The sequence below is a fragment of the Streptomyces sp. NBC_00075 genome, assembly GCF_045041225.1.
GTDB classification, from domain to species: domain Bacteria; phylum Actinomycetota; class Actinomycetes; order Streptomycetales; family Streptomycetaceae; genus Streptomyces; species Streptomyces adonidis.
The window spans coordinates 772,444-795,528 of record NZ_CP108243.1; the positions used below are offsets into that span (position 1 = coordinate 772,444).

15 protein-coding genes are annotated in these 23,085 nt (G+C 71.0%); 8 read left to right on the plus strand and 7 right to left on the minus strand.

What is annotated here, in order from left to right; genetic code table 11:
- Positions 1-2,820, plus strand: coding sequence for an NHLP bacteriocin export ABC transporter permease/ATPase subunit (locus OG787_RS03480; protein ID WP_405534254.1), 2,820 nt, complete (start codon positions 1-3; stop codon positions 2,818-2,820).
- Between the two features lie 7 nt (positions 2,821-2,827).
- Here OG787_RS03480 and OG787_RS03485 read toward each other — a convergent pair whose 3' ends face one another.
- On the minus strand, positions 2,828-3,676 hold the full coding sequence (locus tag OG787_RS03485; protein WP_369036924.1) for an alpha/beta fold hydrolase: 849 nt from the start codon (positions 3,674-3,676) through the stop codon (positions 2,828-2,830).
- Positions 3,677-3,845: 169 nt separating this feature from the next.
- Here OG787_RS03485 and OG787_RS03490 point away from each other — a divergent pair, with 169 nt between their 5' ends.
- The 3 genes from OG787_RS03490 (at position 3,846) to OG787_RS03500 (ending at position 6,515) form a co-directional block, all read left to right on the plus strand.
- Entirely contained in the window at positions 3,846-5,357 is a 1,512-nt protein-coding gene (locus tag OG787_RS03490; protein ID WP_369036923.1) for an MFS transporter, read from the plus strand.
- 97 nt (positions 5,358-5,454) lie between these two features.
- Positions 5,455-5,949, plus strand: a complete 495-nt coding sequence (locus OG787_RS03495; protein WP_405534255.1) for a methyltransferase family protein — start codon at positions 5,455-5,457, stop codon at positions 5,947-5,949.
- A 149-nt stretch (positions 5,950-6,098) separates the two neighbouring features.
- On the plus strand, positions 6,099-6,515 hold the full coding sequence (locus tag OG787_RS03500) for an STAS domain-containing protein (RefSeq protein WP_405534256.1): 417 nt from the start codon (positions 6,099-6,101) through the stop codon (positions 6,513-6,515).
- 138 nt (positions 6,516-6,653) lie between these two features.
- Here OG787_RS03500 and OG787_RS03505 read toward each other — a convergent pair whose 3' ends face one another.
- Positions 6,654-7,088, minus strand: coding sequence for a protease inhibitor (locus OG787_RS03505; protein WP_369036920.1), 435 nt, complete (start codon positions 7,086-7,088; stop codon positions 6,654-6,656).
- Positions 7,089-7,607: 519 nt separating this feature from the next.
- On the opposite strand from OG787_RS03505, the gene OG787_RS03510 reads away from it, so the two are divergent.
- Positions 7,608-9,209 (plus strand): purine-cytosine permease family protein, encoded by a 1,602-nt coding sequence (locus OG787_RS03510; RefSeq protein WP_405534257.1) that lies wholly within the window; start codon positions 7,608-7,610, stop codon positions 9,207-9,209.
- A gap of 209 nt (positions 9,210-9,418) precedes the next feature.
- Here the strand turns inward: OG787_RS03510 and OG787_RS03515 are convergent, their stop codons facing one another.
- The 5 genes from OG787_RS03515 to OG787_RS03535 all read right to left on the minus strand — a co-directional run bounded on the left by OG787_RS03515 (position 9,419) and on the right by OG787_RS03535 (position 17,936).
- Positions 9,419-11,065, minus strand: coding sequence for an RICIN domain-containing protein (locus OG787_RS03515; RefSeq protein WP_405534258.1), 1,647 nt, complete (start codon positions 11,063-11,065; stop codon positions 9,419-9,421).
- Between the two features lie 471 nt (positions 11,066-11,536).
- Positions 11,537-11,914: a toxin Doc gene (locus OG787_RS03520; protein ID WP_053745133.1), complete on the minus strand. Its 378-nt coding sequence runs from the start codon at positions 11,912-11,914 to the stop codon at positions 11,537-11,539.
- 3 nt (positions 11,915-11,917) lie between these two features.
- Positions 11,918-12,163 carry a hypothetical protein gene (locus OG787_RS03525; RefSeq protein ID WP_369037932.1) on the minus strand — a complete coding sequence of 82 codons (246 nt, stop codon included), beginning with the start codon at positions 12,161-12,163 and terminating at the stop codon, positions 11,918-11,920.
- A 100-nt stretch (positions 12,164-12,263) separates the two neighbouring features.
- Complete coding sequence (locus tag OG787_RS03530) at positions 12,264-14,513, minus strand: glycoside hydrolase family 9 protein (RefSeq protein ID WP_405534259.1); 2,250 nt, start codon at positions 14,511-14,513, stop codon at positions 12,264-12,266.
- Between the two features lie 330 nt (positions 14,514-14,843).
- Complete coding sequence (locus OG787_RS03535; RefSeq protein ID WP_405534260.1) at positions 14,844-17,936, minus strand: glycoside hydrolase family 2 TIM barrel-domain containing protein; 3,093 nt, start codon at positions 17,934-17,936, stop codon at positions 14,844-14,846.
- 285 nt (positions 17,937-18,221) lie between these two features.
- Between OG787_RS03535 and OG787_RS03540 the strand changes: the two genes are divergently transcribed.
- From OG787_RS03540 to OG787_RS03550, 3 genes are all read left to right on the plus strand, one after another.
- Entirely contained in the window at positions 18,222-20,606 is a 2,385-nt protein-coding gene (locus OG787_RS03540) for a SpoIIE family protein phosphatase (protein WP_405534261.1), read from the plus strand.
- A 108-nt stretch (positions 20,607-20,714) separates the two neighbouring features.
- Positions 20,715-21,287 (plus strand): DUF4232 domain-containing protein, encoded by a 573-nt coding sequence (locus OG787_RS03545; RefSeq protein WP_405534262.1) that lies wholly within the window; start codon positions 20,715-20,717, stop codon positions 21,285-21,287.
- Between the two features lie 516 nt (positions 21,288-21,803).
- Positions 21,804-23,072: an arsenic transporter gene (locus OG787_RS03550; protein WP_405540400.1), complete on the plus strand. Its 1,269-nt coding sequence runs from the start codon at positions 21,804-21,806 to the stop codon at positions 23,070-23,072.
- Positions 23,073-23,085: the final 13 nt, after the last annotated feature.

Consider the following 23,085-nt stretch of genomic DNA (forward strand, 5'->3'; position numbering starts at 1 on the left):
ATGACGACCGTTCACGAGGAAGATGTCGTCCTCACCGCGCTCGGCCAGATGGGGACGCGCTACGACCTGTCCGGGCAGACCCGGCTCGACCTCGAAGGCCCGCAGGTGCTGTGGCTGGTCGCGTCCGGCGCGCTCGACCTGTACGCGGTGGACGCCGTGGAGCAGGGCCAGTGGCACCACATCGGCCGCCTTGAGTCGGGCGCGCTGCTGCTCGGCCCGGTCACCGGACCGGAGCACACGCTGGTCGCCCGCCCGGTGCGCGACTGCGTGGTGCACCGCATCGGCCTGCGCGAGCTGTACCAGCAGCCGGACACCCAGACCTGGTCGTACGACGAGTACGGCAACGCCCAGTACGTGCCCCCGGCGACCAGCCCGCTGGAGTACGCCCTGGCCCTGGGCGTCGGCCGTGGCATGTCGGTCCTCTTCCAGGCGCCGATGGCCTCGGAGCGGGCCGCCGCGCCCACCGACGACGACGTGTTCTGGATGCAGGTCCCGCCGGGCAGCGTGCAGTACGGCTCGCTGTACGGCGCCGAGGCCGCCGCCGATCTGCTGATGGACCCCGGGGTCTGGCAGAGCATGGTCGACCAGCAGCACCGGCTGCTCACCACCCTCGACCGGTGGATCGAGCAGTTGGAGCGCCGCCACGAGACCCGTACGGCGGCCGGGATCAAGGCAGGCGAGGCGGTCCGCGCCCAGGCCGACCGGACACTGCTGGCGTCGATCGGCAAGCAGTCGTCGGCGAAGCGCGCTACCACCGCCGACGCCGACGCGACGTACGCGGCCTGCAAGCTGGTCGCCGGGGCAGCCGGGATCACCCTCGCCGAGCCCGCCCAGAGCGGCACCGAGAGCGACCGACTCGACCCGGTCGAACGGATCGCGCTCGCCTCCCGAGTCCGCACCCGGGCCGTCCGGCTCGACGGCCGCTGGTGGCACGACAACGTCGGCCCGCTGGTCGGCCACCGGAGTCTGTCGGGGGCGCCGGTCGCGCTGCTGTGGCGGCGCGGCGGCTATGTGGCCGTACAGCCGTCGTCGGGACGCGAGACGCCGGTGGAGAAGGCGAACGCGGCGGAGTTCGAGGAACGGGCGGTGATGTTCTACCGGCCGCTGCCCGAACGCGGGATGAGTCCGCTGCGGCTGCTCCGGTTCAGCATGGGCGGCAGCCGGGGCGATGTGGTGAACCTGCTGCTGAGCAGTCTGGTGACGATCGCGATCGGCGCACTCGTACCGGTCGCCACCGGCAAGGTGCTCGGCGAGTTCGTGCCGAAGGCGCAGACCACGCTGATCGTGCAGTTCTGTCTGGCCGTGATGATCAGCAGTGTGGTGGCGGCGGCCTTCATGCTGATGCAGAACCTCACCCTGCTCCGGATGGAGGGCCGGATCGAGGCGACCCTCCAACCAGCCGTCTGGGACCGGCTGTTGCGGCTGCCGACGAAGTTCTTCACCGAGCGCTCGACCGGTGAGCTGGCGAGTGCGGCGATGGGCATCAGCGCGATCCGCAAGCTGCTGGCGGGAGTTGCCCCGGTCGTCACCCAGTCGGTGACCGTCGCGGCGATGAACCTGGGCCTGCTCCTCTGGTACAGCGTCCCGATGGCGCTGGCCGCGATCGGCATGCTCGTGGTGATCGCCGCTGTGTTCCTGGGACTTGGCCTCTGGCAGGTCCGCTGGCAGCGGCGCCTGATCGTGCTCTCCAACAAGCTGAACAACCAGGCCTTCCAGACCCTGCGCGGACTGCCCAAACTGCGGGTCGCGGCGGCCGAGAACTACGCGTACGCGGCCTGGGCGGGCGAGTTCGCGCGCAGCCGCGAACTCCAGCAGAAGGTCGGCCGCATCAAGAACCTCACCACGGTCCTGGGCGCGGTCTACCTGCCGATCTGCACGCTGCTGATGTTCATGCTGCTCGCGGGCCCGGCGCGCGGCGAGATGTCGGCGGCGGCCTTCCTCACCTTCAACACCTCGGTGACGATGCTCCTGACCTCGGTCACCCAGCTGACCGGCGCCTTCGTCTCCGGCGTTGCCGCGCTCCCGCTGTACGAGGAGATCAAGCCGGTGCTGGAAGCCACCCCGGAGGTACGCGTCGCGAGCACCCGGCCCGGCGTGCTGACCGGCGCGATCGAGGCCCGCCGACTCGCCTTCCGCTACGCGGACGACGGCCCGCTCGTCCTGGACGACGTGTCCTTCCAGGTGAAGGCGGGAGAGTTTGTGGCGATCGTCGGGCCCAGCGGCTGCGGCAAGTCGACCCTGCTGCGCCTGCTGATCGGCTTCGACAAACCGGTCTCGGGCAGTGTGCTGTACGACGGCCAGGACCTGGGCGCCCTCGACCAGTCCGCCGTACGACGCCAGTGCGGTGTCGTGCTCCAGCACGCCCAGCCGATGACGGGTTCGATCCTGGACGTCATCTGCGGTACGGAGCCCTACACACCGGAGGAGGCGATGGCCGCCGCCGCGATGGCGGGCCTCGCCGAGGACATCCAGCGGATGCCGATGGGGCTGCACACCATCGTCCAGGGCAGCGGCGCGATCTCGGGCGGCCAGCGACAGCGGCTGATGATCGCGCAGGCGCTGATCCGCAGGCCGCGCATCCTCTTCTTCGACGAGGCCACCAGCGCCCTGGACAACGAGACCCAGCGCATCGTCATCGAGAGCACGCGTGCACTGAACGCCACCCGGATCGTGATCGCCCACCGGCTGTCGACGGTGCTGGACGCGGACCGGGTGATCGTGATGGAGGACGGCAAGGTCGCCCAGCAGGGTCCCCCGGCCCAGTTGCTGGCGGACACGGGCGGGCGGCTGCACGAACTCGTGCGACGGCAGCTGGCGTAGGGGATCGTCAGGGCGTCTCCGGCCCGCCCCGCCACAGCTCCGGAACCCGGCCGTCGGCGCCGTACATCTGCGTGGCCAGCACCCGTACGGCCGCCGCGAAGCGGGACGGGTGGCGCAGGAACTCCATGTGGATACCGGGGAACTCCGCCCACGGGACGCCGATCCGGCGGGCGATCTCGATCGACGGCAGGGCGTAGTACGTACCCCGGTCGTCGGCGCCCGCGCCCAGGACGATGGGGAACGGGGCCGCCCGCAGCGCCTCCTCGTCGGGGTGGAAGGCGGCGAAGGCGGGCCATTCGCGGCCGAAGAGGTGGTCGGCGTTGCCCAGGAACCGTTTCCACAGGTCTGCGGGCCAGCGGTAGGAGCCCTCGCCGCGTGTCGTCTCGCCGAAGCGGCGGCCCGCAGCCGGGGCGCCGCCCGCCGCGTACAGGTCGGCCAGTTCGGCGAAGAAACCGCGCCCGGGGGCGCCGTCGGGGAGGACGTTCACGGCGGGCGGTTCATGGGCGATGAGGCCGCGCACGCACTCCGGGTGGAGCGCGGCCAGCGTCAGGCCGATGATCGCGCCGCCGCTGTTGCCGAAGACCAGGGCCCGGCCGCCCGCGAGGTCGCCGACGAGCGCGCGGGCGTCGGCGGCCTGCCGGGGCAACTCCATCGGGCCGTCACCGCCGCCCGTACTGCGGGAGTTGCCGCGCCGGTCGTAGGTGATCACCGTGAAGGCGTCGGCGAGGCCCTCGGCGATCCCGGAGTAGTAGCCGGCGTCTCCCCCGGCACCGCTGATCATCAGCAGGGCCGGACCGACCCCGCGCACCTCGTAGTACAGCTCGGCCCCGTCGACCGCCAGCCTGCCGCTGCGCACGTCCGCACATCCTCCCTAGCGATACTTTCCCGTATCGATACTTTGCCGTTTCGATGAATCTGGTCTAGGCTCGGGGCGTCGGGAGTACGAAACCGTTTCGTTTACGTATTCGTAATCCCTGGTCTCCCTTACTCCTCTTTACGAGCGACCTTCCCTGGAGTGTGCTCAGATGTCCCAGTCCCTGACCGAAGGCGCCCCGAAGGGCGTCGCGAACACCACGGAGAAGGGGTCCGCCGCGCCGAACGCGCAGCGGTGGTGGATCCTCGCGATCATCGGAATCGCGCAGCTGATGGTCGTCCTCGACGCCACCATCGTGAACATCGCGCTCCCCTCCGCCCAGGCCGACCTCGGCTTCTCCGACGGCAACCGGCAGTGGATCGTCACCGCGTACGCGCTGGCCTTCGCCTCCCTGCTGCTGCTCGGCGGCCGGATCGCCGACCTCTTCGGCCGCAAGCCCGCCTTCCTCATCGGTGTCGCCGGATTCGCCGGGGCCTCCGTCCTCGGCGGCGCCGCCAACGGCTTCGAGATGCTGGTCATCGCCCGTGCCCTCCAGGGTGTCTTCGGCGCCCTGCTCGCGCCCGCCGCTCTCTCCCTCCTCAACACGACCTTCACCGACGCCCGCGAGAAAGCCCGCGCGTTCAGCGTGTACGGCGCGATCGCGGGGGCCGGCGGCGCGGTGGGCCTGCTGCTCGGCGGTCTGCTGACCGACGCGCTGGACTGGCGCTGGACGCTGTACGTCAACCTGATCTTCGCCGTCGTCGCGTTCGTGGGCGGCTGGATACTGCTCGGCAACCACCGGGACGCCGCCAACTCCAAGATCGACGTCCCGGGCACCGTACTGGTCGCCGGTGGTCTCTTCTCCGTGGTCTACGGCTTCTCCAACGCCGAGACGCACGACTGGAGTTCACCGCAGACCTGGGGCTTCCTGATCGCGGGCGCACTGCTCCTGGTCGCGTTCACCCAGTGGCAGACCCGCGCCAAGCACCCGCTGCTGCCGATGCGCGTCCTGCTCGACCGGGACCGGGGGGCGTCGTTCCTCACGGTGCTCATCTCCGGCGCGGGCATGTTCGGTGTCTTCCTCTTCCTCACCTACTACCTGCAACTGAACCTCGGCTTCAGCCCCACCAAGACCGGCCTGGCCTTCATGCCGATGATGGCGGCCCTGATGGTCGCGGCCCAGGTGTCCACCACCAAGCTCGTCCCCCGCTTCGGCCCCAAGATCATCATCCCGGCGGGCTTCGCCCTCGGCGCGCTCGGCATGGCCTGGCTGACCGGTATCGGCGTCGGCTCGGACTTCAGCACCGCCGTCCTTCCGCAGCTGTTGGTGATCGGCGTGGGCATGGGCGTCATCATGCCGCCCGCGATGCAGCTGGCGACCAGCGGAATCGGCGCCGAGGACGCGGGAGTGGCCTCCGCGACGGTCAACACCATGCAGCAGGTGGGCGGTTCGATCGGTACGGCGCTGCTGAGCACGCTCGCCGCGAGCGCCGCGACCAACTACCTCTCCGGCCGCAACGCGAGCGACAAGCTGGTCCAGGCCCAGTCGACGATCGAGAGCTACACCACCGCCTTCTGGTGGTCGGCGGGCTTCTTCGCCGCGGGCGCTCTGATCACCTTCCTCCTCTACCGCCCGGGCGTGCCCGCCCAGGACGAGAGCGCCGCCCCGGTCGTCCACATGTGACCCACCCGGGTCGTCCAGGCCGAGGGGCCGCCGTCTTCAGGGAGACGGCGGCCCCTCTCGGCTGTCGCGACGTCCGCCTCGCTGCCATGGTGAAGGCATGCGCAAATCGGCGGCGGCCCTGGGCAGTTCACTCTTCCTGGCACTCGCCCCCGGCACCGTGGCGGTCCTCCTGCCGTGGTGGCTGACGGGCTGGCGGGCCGGCGACTGGTGGCCGCCCGTACGCCTGATGGGCCTGATCCCGCTCGCGGCGGGCACGGCCGTCCTGCTGTCGGCCTTCGTCCGCTTCGTCGCCGAGGGCCTCGGCACCCCGGCCCCGGTCGCCCCCACCGAACACCTGGTCGTCGGCGGCCTCTACCGCTACGTGCGCAACCCGATGTACGTGGCGGTCGTCGCCGCGGTCGCGGGCCAGGCGCTTCTGCTCGCCCGGCCGATCCTGCTCACGTACGGCGCCTGCGCCGGGCTGCTGATGTGGGCGTTCGCGCGCTGGTACGAGGAGCCGGCGCTGGCCGACCGGTTCGGCGCCGAGTACGAGCGTTACCGTCGGTCGGTACCGGGCTGGTGGCCACGACCGCACCCCTGGCACGGGGACTGAGCGCGCACCCCACGGAAACGTCAACCAATACGGCCGTAATTCACCTTGTCGAGTGAATCAGATCTTGTGGGCGGCGCGGCAGGGATGGTCACGACTCCGCCGGGGTAGCTACCGAGATCGAATGCGCCTCATGCAGAGGTGGAGCAGGCATGACGCCGGAAGCCGAAGACCGTTTCCCCGGGCCGCTCGAGCGCACGGCCCCGGACACGTCCGGAGCCCCGCCTCCGACGGCCGGCCCGTATGCCCGTACGTACACGAGCGGGCCGTTCACCGTGGTCGAGGTCACCGGCGAGATCGACCTGGCGACCTCGGGCTTCCTCGCCGAGCACCTGGACGCCGCGACCTCGCGACCCGGCCCGGACGTCCTGGTCGACCTCCGGCGCGTCGACTTCTTCGACTGCTCGGGCCTGCGCGAACTGTGCCGGGCGGACACCCGGGCCCGCGAACGCGGCGGACGTCTGCGCCTGGTCTCCGACACCCCCCGCCTCCACCGTCTGCTGCGCGCATCGGGCCTGCTGCACCGCTTCCCGCCCCTCGCCCGGATCCCCGAGCAGGGGCCCTCATAGATACGTCAAGGGCCGGTCGGCAGCCCCACACCACCGACCGGCCCCGCGGCGAGATCGCGCGGCACCCCGCGACACAGGGATCGCCCTCCCCATCCGCGAGCGTCCTGCGAGGCTCACGGGAGCGCGCGACCCCGGTCCCTAGAACGTGAAGACGGCCGTCCCGTAGGTGCTCTTCACGCACTCGTTCGCGAAAGTCCGCTCATAGGCGACCCGCTGGCCCCGCCACACACCCTCGACGGTGACGACCACGGGGTCGTACTGCTTGGTGCACTTCACGTCGCTTCTCGCCGCAAGGATGCCCAGGTCCCCGCCGACGGCCCGGAGTTCGGCGCAGGCCTCGGAGGCGGCCGGGTGGGTGCCCGAGGGCGTCGGTGCACAGGTGAGGGTGACGGCCCGCTCGGGGGTCACGTCGGCCGAGACCTCACCGTGCCCCACGGTGAGCACCAGGGCCGAGGGTGCGTAGAGCCCGGCGGGGGCGGGCGCCGGAGCAGCGACGGCGGCCCCGGTGAGGGGGCCGCAGACGGCGGTGGCCGTCAGGGTCAGAGTCGCTGCCCAGCGCGCGGTGTTCGGCATTGTGTGCATCCTTCCGCTCAGTTCGATGCGAATCGAAGGTCCAACGGTCCGCATGGGTACTCGATCCCAGCCGGTCGGGCCGGATCGGCGAGCGTGAGTCTGCCGAGTCCGGCGCCGAATCTCATCTCGACCCCATGCGTTTCGGTAACCTTGCGTATTGAATCAGTGGCGTGAAGTTACGCGACTCGAACGCCTGAAGCCCACAACTGGGCGGTCGTTGATCGCCCGGGGCGACCGACTGGCCGGATCCACCAGCCTTTTTAATCGGCCTGAAACATTCCGGTACGGCTGGCGACACGACCGCCGGTTCGACTGCCGCCTCCATGGCGTATCCATCCACAAGAGACACGAAAGATGGATGAAACGTCCTCTGGTGCGGCCTTCGCCGGTCCCCCTACGGTCGGCAGACCACCCGAGGACGGCATCCGCCTGCGCCGCACACCCCAGCGGCGACGGCAGCCCTTCCCTCTGTCCGCGCCACAACGCGCTCCACCGCCGATCCCACCGCTGGAGCCCTCCTTGTCCCCGTCGCCCTCACTGCCAGCCCCTTCCCCTTCTGCCGCGCCACCGGCCCTCACGGAGGTCGAGACGCACGGCGTCGAACGCATTCCCGACGCGGACCGCACCGCGACCCCGCTCGACCTGTTCCGGGTCGCCTTCGGCGGCGCCAACACCTTCTCCACCTGTGTCCTCGGCGCCTTCCCCATCCTGTTCGGCCTCTCCTTCTGGCAGGGCCTCGCGGCCACGCTCCTCGGAGTGGTCGTGGGTGCGCTGATCCTCTGCCCGATGGCGGTCTTCGGCCCGGTCAACGGCACGAACAACGCGGTCTCGTCCTCCGCCCACCTGGGCGTCCACGGCCGCGTGGTGGGCTCCTTCCTCTCCCTCCTCACCGCGATCGCCTTCTTCTCCATCTCGGTGTGGAGCTCCGGCGACGCCCTGGTAGGCGGCGCCCACCGGCTGTTCGGCCTGCCGCGCGGCGATGTGACGTACGGCGTCGCCTACGCGCTCTTCGCCGGGCTGGTGCTGGCGGTGTGCGTGTACGGGTTCCGGTTCATGCTGTTCGTCAACAAGATCGCGGTGGCGTCGGCGACGGTGCTGTTCCTGGTCGGCGCGGTTGCGTTCGCCGGGGACTTCGACCCGTCGTACGCCGGTGTCTTCACGGACTCGGCCGACGCGGCGACGCGGGAGCTGTTCTGGCCGTCCTTCATCGGTGCGGCGCTGATCGTGCTGTCCAACCCGGTGTCGTTCGGCGCGTTCCTCGGGGACTGGTCGCGGTACATCCCGGCGGACACACCGCGCCGCAGGGTGATCGGCGCGGCGTTCCTGTCGCAGTTGGCGACCCTGCTGCCCTTCCTGTTCGGCCTGGCGACCGCGAGCATCATCGCGACGAAGGCACCGGACTACGTCGATCCGGCCGCGCCCGACTTCGTGGGCGGGTTGCTCGCGATCTCGCCGGGCTGGTTCTTCCTGCCGGTGTGCCTGCTGGCGCTGATCGGCGGCATGTCGACAGGCACGACCTCGCTGTACGGGACCGGGCTCGACTTCTCGTCGGTGTTCCCCCGGCTGTCCCGGGTCCGGGCCACCGTGCTGGTCGGTGTGCTGTCGATCGCGTTCATCTTCGTGGGCCGGTTCGGGTTCGACCTCGTCCAGTCGATCTCGACGTTCGCGACGATGATCATCACGTGTACGACGCCGTGGATGGTGGTGATGATCCTGGGCTTCTACACGCGGCGCGGGTGGTACGACCCGGACGCGCTCCAGGTCTTCAACCGGCGTCAGCGGGGCGGGCGTTACTGGTTCGCGCACGGCTGGAACTGGCGGGGCATGACCGCGTGGTGGGTCTCGGCGGTGATCGGTGTGCTGTTCACCAACATCCCGGGGCAGTTCGTCGGGCCGCTGGGGGATCTGGCGAACGGCATCGACATCAGCCTGCCGCTGTCCCTGGCCGTCTCCGCGGTCCTGTTCCTGACGCTGCTGCGGGTGTTTCCGGAACCGCGGGCGGTGTACGGGCCGGAGGGGGCGCGGCTGGCTCGGACGGTGGATGTTCCGGTGCCGCCGGTGAGTGGGCCTGGGGCGGGCGAGGAGGGGTTGCCTGCGGCGCCGGCGGCGGAGCGGGGCTGAGGCTGGGGATTTCCTTCGCCCCCGCCGCCCCTACCCGTTCCCATCCCTGGGGGCTGCGCCCCCAGACCCCCGCTCCGGCCCTGAACGGGCCTTGTCCTCAAACGCCGGACGGGCTGAGTCAGTCAGCCCGTCCGGCGTTTGAGGACAAGGGGGTTCGGGGGCGGAGCCCCCGAGGATGGGACGGGTAGGGGCGGCGGGGGCGGAAAGACCTACGTCGGGTTCGCGTCCACCTGGGCCGCCTCTCCCCTTGGGCCCCCTATCGACAGGGACTCCGGGCTGGCCGTCACCGTGTCCGTCAGCCAACGCTGCTCCGCCGAGCCGTCCCGGACCTTGACGACCACGTCCGCGTCCGGATCGTCCGATGCGGGGGCAACAGCCAGGCCCTCCTCCCAGCGTGGCAGCAACTCCCCCCGCACCGTGAGGTCGTAGCGGACATCGTCCCCCCGCTCGGCGGACGCCGCGGCGCAACGGCCGAGGATGACGACACCGGCGTCGGCGTGCGAGTCCAGGCACAGGTCGGGGTTGGCGACACTGCGCAACAGCCCGTCGTCCTCGTACGACCACATCTGGGTCCACGCGGTCGAGCAGGACGCGAGCCTGGCGACGGCGCCGGCCGTGGCCTTCCCGCCCCGGATGTCGAGGCACAGGTCGGCGGTGACATTGCGCAGCCGGGTCTGCCGGGCCGCGGTCGGGTTGCCGCCCGTCCCGGGCGGTGAGGAGGACACCGCGGGCGGGGTCGGCGAGGCGTCGGGCACCGGGGCGCGTCCGCCGGTCGCGCTGGACGAGGCGGCCGGGTCGGCGCCGCTGCCGTCCTTCGGCCACAGGCCACTGCCCAGGACGACCGCGGCGACGACCGCCGAGGCCAGGCCCACGCTCGTGAGCAGGGTCTTCCTGTTCCGGGGTACGCCCGCGACGGGGCGGCGCGGGGAGGGAATCCGGGAGAGGAGGCGGCTCCGGCCGGCTCCACCGCGCTCGCCTCTGCCGCCGTGCCTGGCATGGCCCCGTGTCCGTGTGCCGACCTCGCCGCGCCCCGGACGCGAGTCGAGATAGCGACGGGCGCCCCAGCCGAGCACGGCCTCGGCGAGCAGCGTGCCCAGGCCGCCCTCGAAATGGCTCAACTGCTCTGCGGCGTAACGGCAGTAGCGGCACTCCACCAGATGCTGCTGGACATCGGGCAGCAGTGCGCCCCCGCGCCGGATAGGAACGTCGAGAAGACGGTTGTAGAACCGGCAGTCCTTGGACGGCGCGAGTTCCCGGTGGGCGCGTACACAGCCCTCACGGAATTGTTCGCGCGCCTGTTCCAGCGAAGCCGCAGCCGTATCCGTGTCCATGCCAAGAAAAACGGCGGGGACATTCATCGGCTCGGCTTCCACCTCGGTGTGCCACAACAGGCACTGCGCGAGTCCGGGAAGGGCCTGGAACGAACGCTCCGCGAGCTTACGGTTTTCCGGCGTCATGGACTTCGCCGCGCGCATACCGCGACCACCCGCCGGTTTCCTCAGGTCCGGGAGTACGTCGGATATGCGGTCGTCGGCGGCCCACTCCCTGACGGTGTCGCGTACGGCCACGAGGAACCGGGGGCGCAGGGCGACGGCCGACTCCGCCCGCATCACCCGCTCCAGGACCTGGTGGAAGGCGGCGGCGGTGACCATCGAGGCGGCCTGGGCCGAAGTGGCGAGGCAGATGACCGCGTACTCGTGGGTCGCCTGCCAGTGCCGCGCCGTCAGAAGAGCGACGGACGGGCCGGTCTCGCCCTCCGGCCTGCTTCTGAGCTGGGCGGCGAGACTCTCGTCCGATTCCCCCGGGACCCCACCGGAGTACGGGGGATAGGACGGACGAGGAGGGGGGGTGGGCACTGAGCGGTTTCCTTCCCACGCGCGGGTGACTCACTGCGGTTCCGGGAAACGGCCCGGACGAGTCCGCACGAAGACCGGCGGCTTTGTGTCCCCCCGCCACCGGTGAACCGAACCCTGCCATTCCCCCTGCACAGGTAGTTCACCCTTGCACAAGTCACTCATGGCCAACAAGGCGCTTGAGCAACATCCATTCATTGAAGGAAAGTCAGCAACAGCAGAAACCACCGGTGGCAGTACCGGCTTTCGGTGTTTTCCCGCGCCCCGTGTGAACCGGATGCACGCGCCGGTGCATCACGCACGCTCCCGGCGCGCGCGAAGGCGGAGTCCACTGGAACCCGGCCCTTCCTCGGAGGCCACGCGCGGGACGGCGGCTCTCCCTCGCGAAACGGCCGCCGACCCCGTTCCTCCCGCCCTCGGTCGGCGGCCCCGAGGGCGGGGCCGAAGCCACCCCCGGCGGCAGAAGATGCCTGCTCAGATCTGCCAGGAGCGCAGCCGGTCGGCCGCGCCGTAGACATCGGTCTTGCCCGAGATCAGGTCCCGGGCGAGGTCGACGAGGGCGCCGTAGGGCGGGTCGATGCCGACGTCGCTGACGAACATGTACGCCACTGCGGTGGCACAGGCGAAGCGGGCGTTGGCCGACGGCAGCGGCTTGAGCAGCGCGAGGGTGTGCAGCAGTGCGGCGGCCCGCCAGGCCGGGTCGGAGTCCACGCCGAGGCGCGGCGGGTCGACCCGGTGGCGGGCCACTGCGGCGACCAGAGCCGAGAAGTCGTTGACCGTGGGCTGGTCCGGCAGGACCTCTTCGTGGCGCTGGAGCAGCCAGGGCACGTCGATGTGGATGACGGGAGCCATCGGTCAGGCGACCCGCCCTTGACCCGGCGCGACCGGTTCGTCCTCGGGGAACGCGGCGGCGAACTCGTCCGCGTGCGCCGCGAAGAACCGCCGGAATTCCTCCGCGCCCTCCTGGAGGGCCCGGTGCCGGGCGATGTCGGCCGCCGCCGCCTCACGCACGAGAGCCTTCATCGACGTACCGCGCTCCTTGGCTATCTGCCGCAGGTCCTCTAGTTCGCGGTCACTGAACTCCACATTCAGAGCTGGCATGCCCCCACGGTACCGCGCCGGTACTTACCCGTAAATACCCCCAGGTCAGGTGGGTAGGGCAGTGGTACCGAGGGGGCGAGGCACAGCTCGGCCGGCCCGGCTAACCCTGGTCGGCGACGAAGGACGCCATCCGGGCCAGGGCGGCGTTCCAGTTGATCGTGTGCTCGTTCGTCGACCAGGACTGGATGTCGTCGATGTAGCAGAACTGGCCGACGCAGCCCTGGAGTCTGCTCTGTGCGTAAGGGTCCTGGATGCTCGAGTTGGGGCCTCCGGCGACTGTGCCGTCGGGCGGGCTCGGCAGGCTCGGGTCGAGCTGCTTCGCGTACCAACGGCTGTGCTGCTGGTGGGAGTTGACCTCGCCGTAGCCCGTCACGTACGACATGTTCAGCGCGTTGCGGCCGAAAATGTAGTCCATGCTCTGGAGCGCGCCGTCGCGGTACTTCGAGGCGCCGCCGATGTCGTACGCGGTGGCGATGACGACGGCGTTGTTGAGGATCTGCGCGTTGGAACCCCAGTCGTACAGGTTGGCGTCGGGGGCGTAGGGCATGCCGTACGGGTGCGCCGCCAGGGTGGCCAGATAGCGGTCGGCGCCCTTGATCACCGACTGGCGGACCTTGTCCCGGCCGGGGAGCCGGTTCGGGACGGTCGCCAGGTCGAGGCGACCGGCCGCGGCGGTCCTGGCCCAGTCGAAGCCGAGGGGGACGAAGATGTCGGCCGTGTGGATCGGCGAGTTCAGGATGTGCTGCTCGAACGCCTTTTCCCCGGTGGTGAGATACAGCTCGGCCGCCGCCCAGTAGAACTCGTCCCGCGCGTCGGTGTCGGGGTAGGCGCCGCCGCCGGTGCCGTCGTTCGGGTCGGGGTGGAGGTCGGGGTGGGCGAGCGCCGCCGTCCAGGCCTTGCGGGCCACCGCGAGGGCGTGCGCGGCGAACGTACGGTCGTAGGGCCGGTACAGGCGGGCTGCCTGGGCCGCCGTGGCCGCGAGGTTGAGGGTGGCCTCGGTGGTCGGCGGGTGCAGTTCTCGCTTCTGCGGGTCGGCGCTCGGCAGCAGCGGCAGCCCGGTCCACTGCTCGTCGTGCATCTTGTGGTGCGCCATGCCGGCGAGCGGCTGCCCGTCGGGCACCTGCATCTTCAGCAGGAACTCCAGTTCCCAACGGGCCTCGTCGAGGACGTCCGGCACCTTGTTGCCGCTCTCCGGGATGTCGAGCGTGCCGTCACCGAGCGCGCCCCGCTGTCCCGTACGGGCGTACAGGGCGCGTTCGTACGTACTGAGCAGCTCCCACGTCGAAATACCGCCGTTGACCACGTACTTGCCGTGATCGCCGGCGTCGTACCAGCCGCCGGTGACATCGAGGGTGTAGTCGCACACACCGGGCTGGCACGGAACGTCGGAGTCACCCTGGTTGGGTGCCACGTCGACGTGGCCGGCGGGGCGGGCGTAGCCGGGGCGCAGGTCGTCGCGGATCTCGATGCCGCTGCGCTGCGTGTAGTAGTACTTCAGGGAGTCCAGCCGCAGCCGGTCATAGGCGCTCGCGTCGATGTCGAAGGGGCGGCTCGTCTCGCCGTCGGCGACCAGGGTGAGGCCGGTGGCGCGTTTGCGGTAGGCACCGAAGTCGATCGAGTGGACGTTCTGCCCGGAGGAGACGTCGGTACCGCGCGGCACGGTCCTGCCGTGGGCGACTGTCGTCCCGTCTGCTTTCTTCAGCTGCCAGGGGAGAGACTGCGTGGAGGCGGTGACCAGCGTGGCGTTCTTCGGCCCGGCGGGGAGATAGGCGACCTGGTTGACCCGTACCCGGGGTCCCGTGTCGGGTTCGTACACCTCGGGCGGGACCCCGCCCAGCAACGAGACGTCGTCCATGCAGAACCGGAAGGGGTCGGCGCTGCCGCCGAGCTGGAAGCCGACCTGGCCCTGGGCGGTGTCGGCGGGTGCGGTGAATGTGTAGGTGTAGGAGTCGCCGGAGACGCTGAGCTGCGGGCTCACCTCGAAATAGGTGTCGTACGGGGAGACGGACAGGCCGACGATCGCCCGGACGACGTGTCCTGCGGGTGTGCCGGTCGCCTTGAAGGCGAAGCGGTACGACTCGCCCTTGACGAGGGTGATGTCGTTCTGGCCGACGGCGGCGTCCCAGCGGTTGGTGGTGCCGCCGGGGACGTCGGCGCAGAGGGCGCCGTCGGCGAGGCCCGCGGTGACGTTGCTGGTCGTCCACCAAGGGGCGGTGGTGGTGTCGAAGGTGCCGTTCTTGACCTGCTCGATCTCGTCGGCTGCGGCGGTGGGGGTGGTGGTCGGGAGGGTGGTGAGGGTTGCTGTGAGGAGGGCGGTGAGGGAGAGCAGGGTGGTTCTGCGTCGATTCACGTCTGGGCTCCTCGGGTGAGGTGGGGGCGCGGGGGGTGAGTGGAGCGGCGCTTGCGGGTGCTGTGGGAGCGCTCCCAGAGGCGGACGTGGCCCATGCTGTGGGAGGTTGCACGGCGCGTCAACGCTCCGAACGGGTTTTTCGCCCCCGCCGCCCCTACCCGTTCCCATCCCTGGAGGCTGCGCCCCCAGACCCCCCTTGTCGCGCTGAACGCGCTCGTCCTCAAACGCCGGACGGGCTGAGTCAGTCAGCCCGTCCGGCGTTTGAGGACAAGGGGGTTCGGGGGCGGAGCCCCCGAGGATGGGACGGGTAGGGGCGGCGGGGGCGAGAAATCAACCCGCCGGGGTCTCCAGTCGGCTGATCCGGATCGCGCCCCGCTCCTCCCCCGGGTAACGGCTCGTCAGGTCCAGCCGCAACCTGCTCCCGCGTACCGCCGCGAAGGTGATCACCGTCGGTGTGTCCGAGCCGTCGGCCCACGCCACGGTCGCCTCCGGCACCGGGGCGTACCGGTCGCCGTCCCCCACCGACACCCCCACCGCCGCAGGCAAGCTGTGCGTCGCGTCCACCGTGAAGGAGACCTCGACCCTCGTGAAGTCCCGCACCCGCCCCCAGTCCACCGACACCCAGTCCTCCCTACGCGCCCCGCTGAACGCCGGCAGCAACGCGGTCGGCGCCTTGTAGAAGCCGTTGGACCAGCCGGTGCCCGGCGCACCGTCGAGCATCGCGGCGGGCAGGGTGTCCGGGCGGCCGGAGTAGCTCGCGTCCGCCAGGGGGTACTCAGGGGTTCCCTGGCCCGGGTCCGGCGCGAAGGGAGCGGCCGGCGTCAGCGCCTCGGCGCGCGACGCGCTCGTACGGACCACGACCGTCCCCGTACGCAGCCCCGCCGCCCGCGCCGTGACCTTCAACCGCCCCGCCTCCGCACCCGCCCGGACGATGGCAAGTGCCTTGCCTCGGAAGGCGGTTCGGGTACTCGCCTGATAGCGCTCCGCGCTCTCCTCGCGCCCGTTGTCGAGCCCCGCCAACGAGCCGCCACCGTCGACCTCGAAGGCGAGCAGATGCTCGGCGTCGGGTACCACCACTCCCCGCGCGTCGACCACGTCAGCCGTCACGAAGCACAGTGAACGGCCGTCCGCCGCAAGGGACTTGCGGTCCGCCGTCAGGCGTATCGCGTGTGCCTCGCCCGCCGTCCGCAGGACGTCCGTCGCCACGACCCGCCCGTCCCGTCGCGCCACCGCCTTCAACTCCCCCGGCGCGTACGGCACATGCCAGGTCAGGTGCAGTTTGCCCGCGCTGCCGTTCGGGCTGGTGTAACTGCCGGGCCAGGCGCCGGAGGTGACCGTCTTGTCGTCGCCCGTCGCCTCCGTGGTCTCCAGGTAGGCACGGCCGTCGACCGTCTGCTTCGTGTCGAACCGCCTTGTGCCGCACGACTTTCCGTTCACGAACAGTTCCACCGTGTCTACGTTCGCGTAGGCCCAGACCTCCACCGTGTCGCCCGGCTCGTGGTTCCACGTCATCGGGAGAAGGTGGACCATCGGTTCGGCCGTCCACTGGCTGCGGAACAGGTGGTACATGTCCTTGGGAAAGCCCGCCGTGTCGACCGCGCCGAAGAAGGACGCCTTCACCGGGAACACGTCGTACGGGGTCGGCTCGCCGATGTAGTCGATGCCCGACCACAGGAACTCGCCCGCGAACCACTTGCGGTCCCGGTCCTTCTTCAGGCCGTACTCGCCGCTCATCGTCCAGGAGGCGAGGTTGTTGTCGTACGACGAGACCGCGCGCTTGCCCGGTGTGTGGTTCTCGCCCGTGTTGAGGCGTTCCGGCTCCTGGTAGACACCCCGCGTCGACGTCTCCGACGAGGACTCCGACTCGAACAGGAACAGGTGCGGATAGCGGGCGTGCAGGGCGTCCACCGAGGCCGCGGTGTTGTAGTTGAGGCCGAGACCGTCGAGCTTGGCCAGGATCAGGTCGCCGGGCGTGCCGGGGGCGGGGACGCTGCGGTGGCGGTGGGAGCCGATCACTACCGGGCGGGTGTCGTCCGACGCCTTCACCGCTGCGATCAGACGGTCCGCCATCGCCAGGCCCGCGGTCGACGTGAACTCGGAGATCTCGTTGCCGATGGACCACATCAGGACGGCCGGTGAGTTGCGGGCCGCCTTCACCATCTCCGTGACGTCCCGGTCCGCCCACTCCTCGAAGAACCGGCCGTAGTCGTAGCGGGTCTTGGGGCTGCGCCAGCAGTCGAAGGCCTCCACCATCATCACGATGCCCAGTTCCTCGCAGACCTGGATCATCTCGGGCGACGGCGGGTTGTGCGAGGTGCGGAAGGCGTTGACGCCCATCGACTTCATGATCGTCATCTGGCGGCGGATCGCGTCGATGCTCACCGCCGCTCCGAGGGCGCCCAGGTCGTGGTGGAGGTCCACTCCCTTGATCTTGTGCTGGGTGCCGTTCAGTTGGAAGCCCTCGTCCGGGTCGAAGCGGAAGCTCCGGATGCCGAAGGTCGTGCGGTGGGTGTCCACCGTGGTGCCGCCGACGCGCAGTTCGGTCTTCAGGGTGTAGCGGTGCGGGGTCTCGATGTCCCACAACTTCGGTTCGGGGAGCGTGAGTTCATGGGTCTGAGTCGACCGGTCGGTGACCGTGACCGTGGACGAGGTGCGGGCCACCGTACGGCCGCGCGGGTCGACGATCCGGGAGACGACCTCGACCTCGGCGGGGGCGCCGGACTCGTTCACCACGGCTGTCAGCGCCCGGACCAGGGCCCGGTCGTCGGTGATCTCCGGCGTCGTGACGTACGTACCCCAGCGCTCCACGTGGACCGGTTCGGTGACCACCAGGCGGGCCTCGCGGTAGATGCCGCTGCCCGAGTACCAGCGGCTGCTGGGCAGCCGGTTCCGCACCTTCACCGCGAGCACGTTCTGGGTGGTGCCGTCGGTGTGGAGGAGGTCGGTGAGGTCGAAGGCGAAGCCCGTGTAGCCGTAGGGGTGGCGGCCGACCTCCGTGCCGTTGCAGTAGACGTACGAGTCCATGTAGACGCCGTCGAACTCCACCGAGATCCGCCTGCCCGCGAGTGCGGGCGGGAGGGTGAAGGTCAGGCGGTACCAGGCGAGGCCGCCGGGGAAGAAGCCGGTTCCGCTCGTCGTGCCGTGGTCGGTGGTCGGGGTGAGTTCGATGCTCCAGTCGTGCGGGACGGCGACCGTCCGCCACGCCGAGTCGTCGTACGCGGGGTCGGGGGCGTTCTCGTACGCGCCCGTGGGGTCGGTGATCCCGCCCGGATCGACCAGCGCGAAGCGCCAGCCGTCCCGGAGCGGGACGGTTCGGCGGGCGGCGCGGTCGGCGGCCCGCGCGTCGGTCGCGGGGCCCAGTAGGACTCCGGCCGCCGGGGCGGACGTACCGGCGATCAGGACCGATCTGCGTGTGACCGTCATGCGGCTCTCCCTCGGCAGGGCCCAGAAGTCTCGTCAGGACCCAGAAGTAATCACAACTGATCGTTACCGAACAGATTCTGACGGTGAGCAACATGCACCCGTCAAGGGTCCGGTGACGTACTTCGGTCTCACCTGTCACAACGGCCTGATTCGCGCCCCGGGCGGTGCCCTTTCCGGCGGCCCGGGGGCAGCGGCGTTCCCGACCACACACGGGCAGAACGCACTACTGTGGAACACCAGTGACGTCCCTTGCTCACTGTGAGTGTTCACGATGGAGTGGCGACGATGAGTCCGGTGTACCCGTTCGACGATGCCGCCACGGCGCGGGCCGTCGTCGACGAGCGGGGCACACTGACCGGCTGGAACGAGGGCGCTCGCAGGCTGCTGGGCTGGTCGGCGGCCGAGGTGCTGGGTCGTCCCGCCGCCTCTCTGCTGGCCGACGGCGGTCCCGACGGGCCCGGCCGCCCGGAGCAGGATCCCTGGTCCGGCACCCTCGCGCTGCGTCACCGCGACGGCCGTACGGTGTCCACCTGGCTCCTCGCCCACCACCGGCCGCCCCCGGACGGCGGCCCGGCCGAGTGGCTCGTCGTCACCCCGCTGGAGGGCGGGCCGCGGCCCGAGAACGACCCGCTGATGCTGGCCGCGCTGGCCCAGGCGCCCTGTGCGACGGCCGTCTACGACGACCGGCTGCGGCTGCACGGCGTGAACGACGCCATGGCCGGGGTCATCGGGCTGCCGCTGGATCGTATCCGGGGGCTCAGGATCGCCGAGATAGGCGGCAAGGAGCGCAGCGCGGAGCTGGAGCAGCACATGCTCGACGTGCTGACCAGCGGCCGGGCGAAGGACGTGCAGACCTATCTACAGACCGGCGGCGAGGACCGCGCGCATGCCTGGCTGGCCCGGCTGGCGCCGCTCAAGGACGCCGAGGGGCGGGTGCGGGGGGTCTGTCTCGCGGCCCACGACTTCACCGAGCAGTACCTCGCCCGGGAGCGGCTCCAGCTGGTCAACGAGGCGAGTGTGCGCATCGGCACCACCCTCGACGTCACCCGAACAGCGCAGGAGCTGGCGGACGTCTGTGTCCCGGCCCTCGCCGACTTCGTCAGCGTCGACCTGCTGGACCCGCCGCAGCACGGCGGCGACCACCGGCCGGCCGAACTGACGGCGCCCATCAGCCTGCGCCGGGCCGCCCACCGCTCGATCCTCCCCGGCAACCCGGAGGCCGTCGCCAAACCGGGACAGCTGGACCAGTACCCCGTCTTCTCGCCCCAGACCGACTCCCTCCTCGCGGGCCGCACCATCGTGGCCACCGTGCCCTCCGGCGACCTCGAACAGTGGCTGGCCTGGGACAAGGCACGCTTCAACCGCGTCAAGGAGTTCGGCATCCACTCCACGATGTCCGTCCCCATAACGGCACGCGGTACGACCCTCGGCGTCGCCGTCCTGACCCGGTACCGGCGACCGGACCCGTTCACCCCCGACGACGTGCTGCTCGCCGAGGAGGTGACCGCCCGGGCCGCCGTCTGTATCGACAACGCCCGCCGGTTCTCCCGCGAACGCGAGACGGCCCTCGCACTACAGCGCAGCCTGCTCCCCCGGACCCTGCCGCGCACCGCCGCCCTCGAAGCGGCCTCGCGTTATCTCCCGGCGGCGCGGGCCGGGGTGGGCGGCGACTGGTTCGACGTGATCCCGCTGTCCGGGATGCGGGTCGCGATGGTCGTCGGGGACGTCGTCGGCCACGGCATCCAGGCCTCCGCCACCATGGGCCGGCTACGCACCGCCGTGCGCACGCTCGCCGACATCGACCTCGCCCCGGACGAGTTGCTGACCCACCTCGACGACCTCGTCGTACGGCTGTCCGCCGAGGCCGGCAGCGAGGGCGGCCCCGGCGAGGTCGGCGCCACCTGTCTGTACGCGGTGTACGACCCGGTGGCGCGACGCTGCACCATCGCCCGAGCCGGGCATCCGCCGCCGGTCATGCTCACGCCGGGCGGCAGACCCCGGCAAGTCCGGCTGCCCGCCGGTCCCCCGCTGGGACTGGGCGGGCTCCCCTTCGAGTCGACGGAACTGGATCTGCCCGAGGGCACGGTCCTCGCCCTCTACACCGACGGGCTGATCGAGAGCCGCGAGCAGGACATCGACACCGGTCACCGGCTGCTGTGCGAAGCGCTGGCGGCGTACGCGGACTCGCTCGACGAGACCTGCGACCGCATCCTGCACACCCTGCTGCCGCCGGGCGGCGCGGCCGACGACGTGGCGCTGCTGCTGGCCCGCACCCAGGGGCTGCCCGCCTCCCGGGTGACGACGTGGGACATCCCGCCGGATCCGGCGCTCGTCGGGCCGATCCGCAAGCAGGTCGGGGAGCAGCTCGACGTCTGGGACCTGAGCGAGGCCGGGTTCACCACCGAGCTGGTGGTGAGCGAGCTGGTCACCAACGCCATCCGGTACGGGTCGCATCCCATCCGGCTGCGCCTCATCCATGACGCGGCCAGGCTGATCTGCGAGGTCTCCGACAGCAGCCACACCGCCCCGCATCTGCGGCGCGCGAGAACCTTCGACGAGGGCGGGCGGGGTCTGCTGCTGGTCGCGCAGCTCACCGAGCGGTGGGGCAGCCGACACACGCCCGACGGGAAGACGATCTGGGCGGAGCTGTCGCTGACGGACGAGGTGTGAGTCCTGACTCAAACGGGGCGTGAACCTTTTTGGCTCGGGCCGCATCGGACACTCGTGACGGTGCACGAGACGCCGTACGCGAAGTGACTTCCAGGAGTGAGTGTCGACATGGCGATCTTCCGTTCATCCCGGGCCGCGCTGCTCGCCTTACCGGTCCTGTTCCTCGGGGCCTGCGACAACGGCGACGGCACGGCTGCCCCGACGGCATCGGCAGCCACTCCTTCGACGGCCGCCCCCTCGACGCCCGCCCCGTCGACCGACGGCACCCGCTGTCGCACCGCCGACCTGAGTGCCTCCGTCGGGCGGCTCGATCCGGGCGCCGGGCAGAAGAACTTCCCCGTCGTCCTCACCAACGACTCCGACCGCGTCTGCACCCTGCGCGGCTACCCGGGCGCCGCCTTCGTGGACGCGGCCGGCAAGCAGCTCGGCCCCGACCCGAAGCGCTCGGAGGCGACGCCGACGACGGTCGAGCTGGCGCCGGGCGGCAGCGCCTGGGCGGGCCTGAGCTTCGCCAACCCGGAGATCAGCGAGGCGGAGACGGCGACCCCGGCCGAGCTGCTGGTGACCCCGCCGGACGAACGGGACCCGCTGAAGGTGCCGTGGGACAAGGGCGAGGTGCCCATCGGCGGAAACGAGTCGTCGGTGTTCCTGACGGTCTTCGGCCCGGGCAGCGGCGCGTGACCTGACTGGAGGCGCCCGACCCGGTGGGCGGGCCGATGAGCGGCGCCCTGACCCGGTGGGCGAGCTGGTGAGCGGCACCCCGGCCCGGCGGGCGAGCCCGTGACCAGCGCCCCTGCCCGGCACTCAACCCCATGACCAGCATCCCGACCCGGGCACGCAAACCCGTGAGCGGTGCCCCCGACCCAGTGAGCGAGCCCGTGACCAGCACCCCGACCCGGGCACGCAACCCCACGACCAGCACCCCAACCCGGTGAGCAACCCCACGACCAGCACCCCGACCCGGGCACGCAACCCCACGACCAGCACCCCAACCCGGTGAGCAACCCCACGACCAGCACCCCCGACCCCAGTGTGCGAGCCCATTACCAGCGCCCTGACCCGGTGGGCGGGCCGGTCAGCGGCGCCCGGCCCGGTGGGGCGAGCCCGTGAGCGGGGCCCCGACCCGGTGGGCAGGTCCCTGACCGCCGCCTGGTTTCATGGGTGGGTTCCGAAATTTCCGTCCCGGAGGACCGAACCCTGAACTCCGCGTCCGCCGAGGCACTGTCCGTCGTGCTGCTCGTCGCCGTCCTGGCCTGCGCCGTCGTCCGCCCCTTCGGGCTGCCGGAGGCGGTCGTGGCGGTTCCCGCCGCCGGGCTCGTGGTCGTCACCGGTGCGATCTCGCCGGAGCACGCGTGGCAGGAGGCCGAGCGGCTCGGGCCGGTGGTCGGCTTCCTCGCGGCCGTGCTGGTGCTGGCCCACTTCTGCGATGTCGAGGGGCTCTTCCGGGCCTGCGGGGCATGGATGGCCCGTCGGGCGGAGAACCGGCCGAAGCGGCTGCTGACCTCGGTCTTCGTGCTCGCCTCGGCGATCACCGCCGTACTGAGTCTGGACGCGACCGTCGTACTGCTGACCCCGGTGGTGTTCGCCACGGCCGCCCGCAGCGGGATCCGGCCCAAGCCGCACTCCTATGCCTGCGCGCATCTGTCGAACACGGCGTCGCTGCTGCTGCCGGTCTCCAACCTCACCAACCTGCTGGCGTTCAGCGCGAGCGGACTGAGCTTCACCCGGTTCGCGGCGCTGATGGCGCTGCCCTGGCTGGTCGCGATCGGCGCCGAGTACCTGGTGTTCCGGCGGTTCTTCGCCGCCGATCTGGCGGTGGCCGCGCAGGACGCCGTGTCCCGGCCGGAGACGGAGGACACGCCCGCGTTCCCCCTGTTCGCCCTTGTCACGGTGGGCTGCACGCTGGCCGGGTTCGTCGTGGCCTCCGCGGTGGGCATCGACCCGGCGTGGGCGGCGCTCGCGGGAGCGCTCGTGCTCGCCGGGCGCGCGCTGCTGCGGCGGCGCGCCACCCCGGTGGCGGTGCTGCGGGCCACGGCGCCCGGGTTCCTCGCGTTCGTGCTGGCGCTGGGCGTCGTCGTCCGCGCGGTCGTGGACAACGGGCTCGCCGACGCGCTGGGCCGGGTGCTGCCCGACGGGACCGGACTGGTCGCGCTGCTCGGGATCGCCGCGCTGGCCGCCGTACTCGCCAATCTGATCAACAACCTGCCCGCGGTGCTGGTACTGCTGCCGCTGACCGCCACGGCCGGTCCGGGTGCGGTGCTCGCCGTGCTGCTCGGGGTGAACATCGGTCCGAACCTGACGTACGCCGGATCGCTGGCGACCCTGCTGTGGCGGCGGATCGTGCACCGCTACGAACACGAGGTCGGGATCGGGGAGTTCACGCGGCTCGGGCTGATCTCCGTGCCGGCCGCGCTGATCCCGGCCGTGGTGGCGCTGTGGGGCTCGCTGCTGGTCGTCGGGGGCTGAGGGGCGGGCGGGG

Bases quoted from the DNA above. Each gene is read 5' to 3' on its own strand.
- OG787_RS03495 (WP_405534255.1), top strand. From the start codon at position 5,455: ATGCGCAAATCGGCGGCGGCCCTGGGCAGTTCACTCTTCCTGGCACTC.
- OG787_RS03505 (WP_369036920.1), bottom strand. From the start codon at position 7,088: ATGCCGAACACCGCGCGCTGGGCAGCGACTCTGACCCTGACGGCCACC.
- OG787_RS03500 (WP_405534256.1), top strand. From the start codon at position 6,099: ATGACGCCGGAAGCCGAAGACCGTTTCCCCGGGCCGCTCGAGCGCACG.
- OG787_RS03545 (WP_405534262.1), top strand. From the start codon at position 20,715: ATGGCGATCTTCCGTTCATCCCGGGCCGCGCTGCTCGCCTTACCGGTC.
- OG787_RS03520 (WP_053745133.1), bottom strand. From the start codon at position 11,914: ATGGCTCCCGTCATCCACATCGACGTGCCCTGGCTGCTCCAGCGCCAC.
- OG787_RS03540 (WP_405534261.1), top strand. From the start codon at position 18,222: ATGAGTCCGGTGTACCCGTTCGACGATGCCGCCACGGCGCGGGCCGTC.
- OG787_RS03490 (WP_369036923.1), top strand. From the start codon at position 3,846: ATGTCCCAGTCCCTGACCGAAGGCGCCCCGAAGGGCGTCGCGAACACC.
- OG787_RS03525 (WP_369037932.1), bottom strand. From the start codon at position 12,163: ATGCCAGCTCTGAATGTGGAGTTCAGTGACCGCGAACTAGAGGACCTG.
- OG787_RS03535 (WP_405534260.1), bottom strand. From the start codon at position 17,936: ATGACGGTCACACGCAGATCGGTCCTGATCGCCGGTACGTCCGCCCCG.
- OG787_RS03480 (WP_405534254.1), top strand. From the start codon at position 1: ATGACGACCGTTCACGAGGAAGATGTCGTCCTCACCGCGCTCGGCCAG.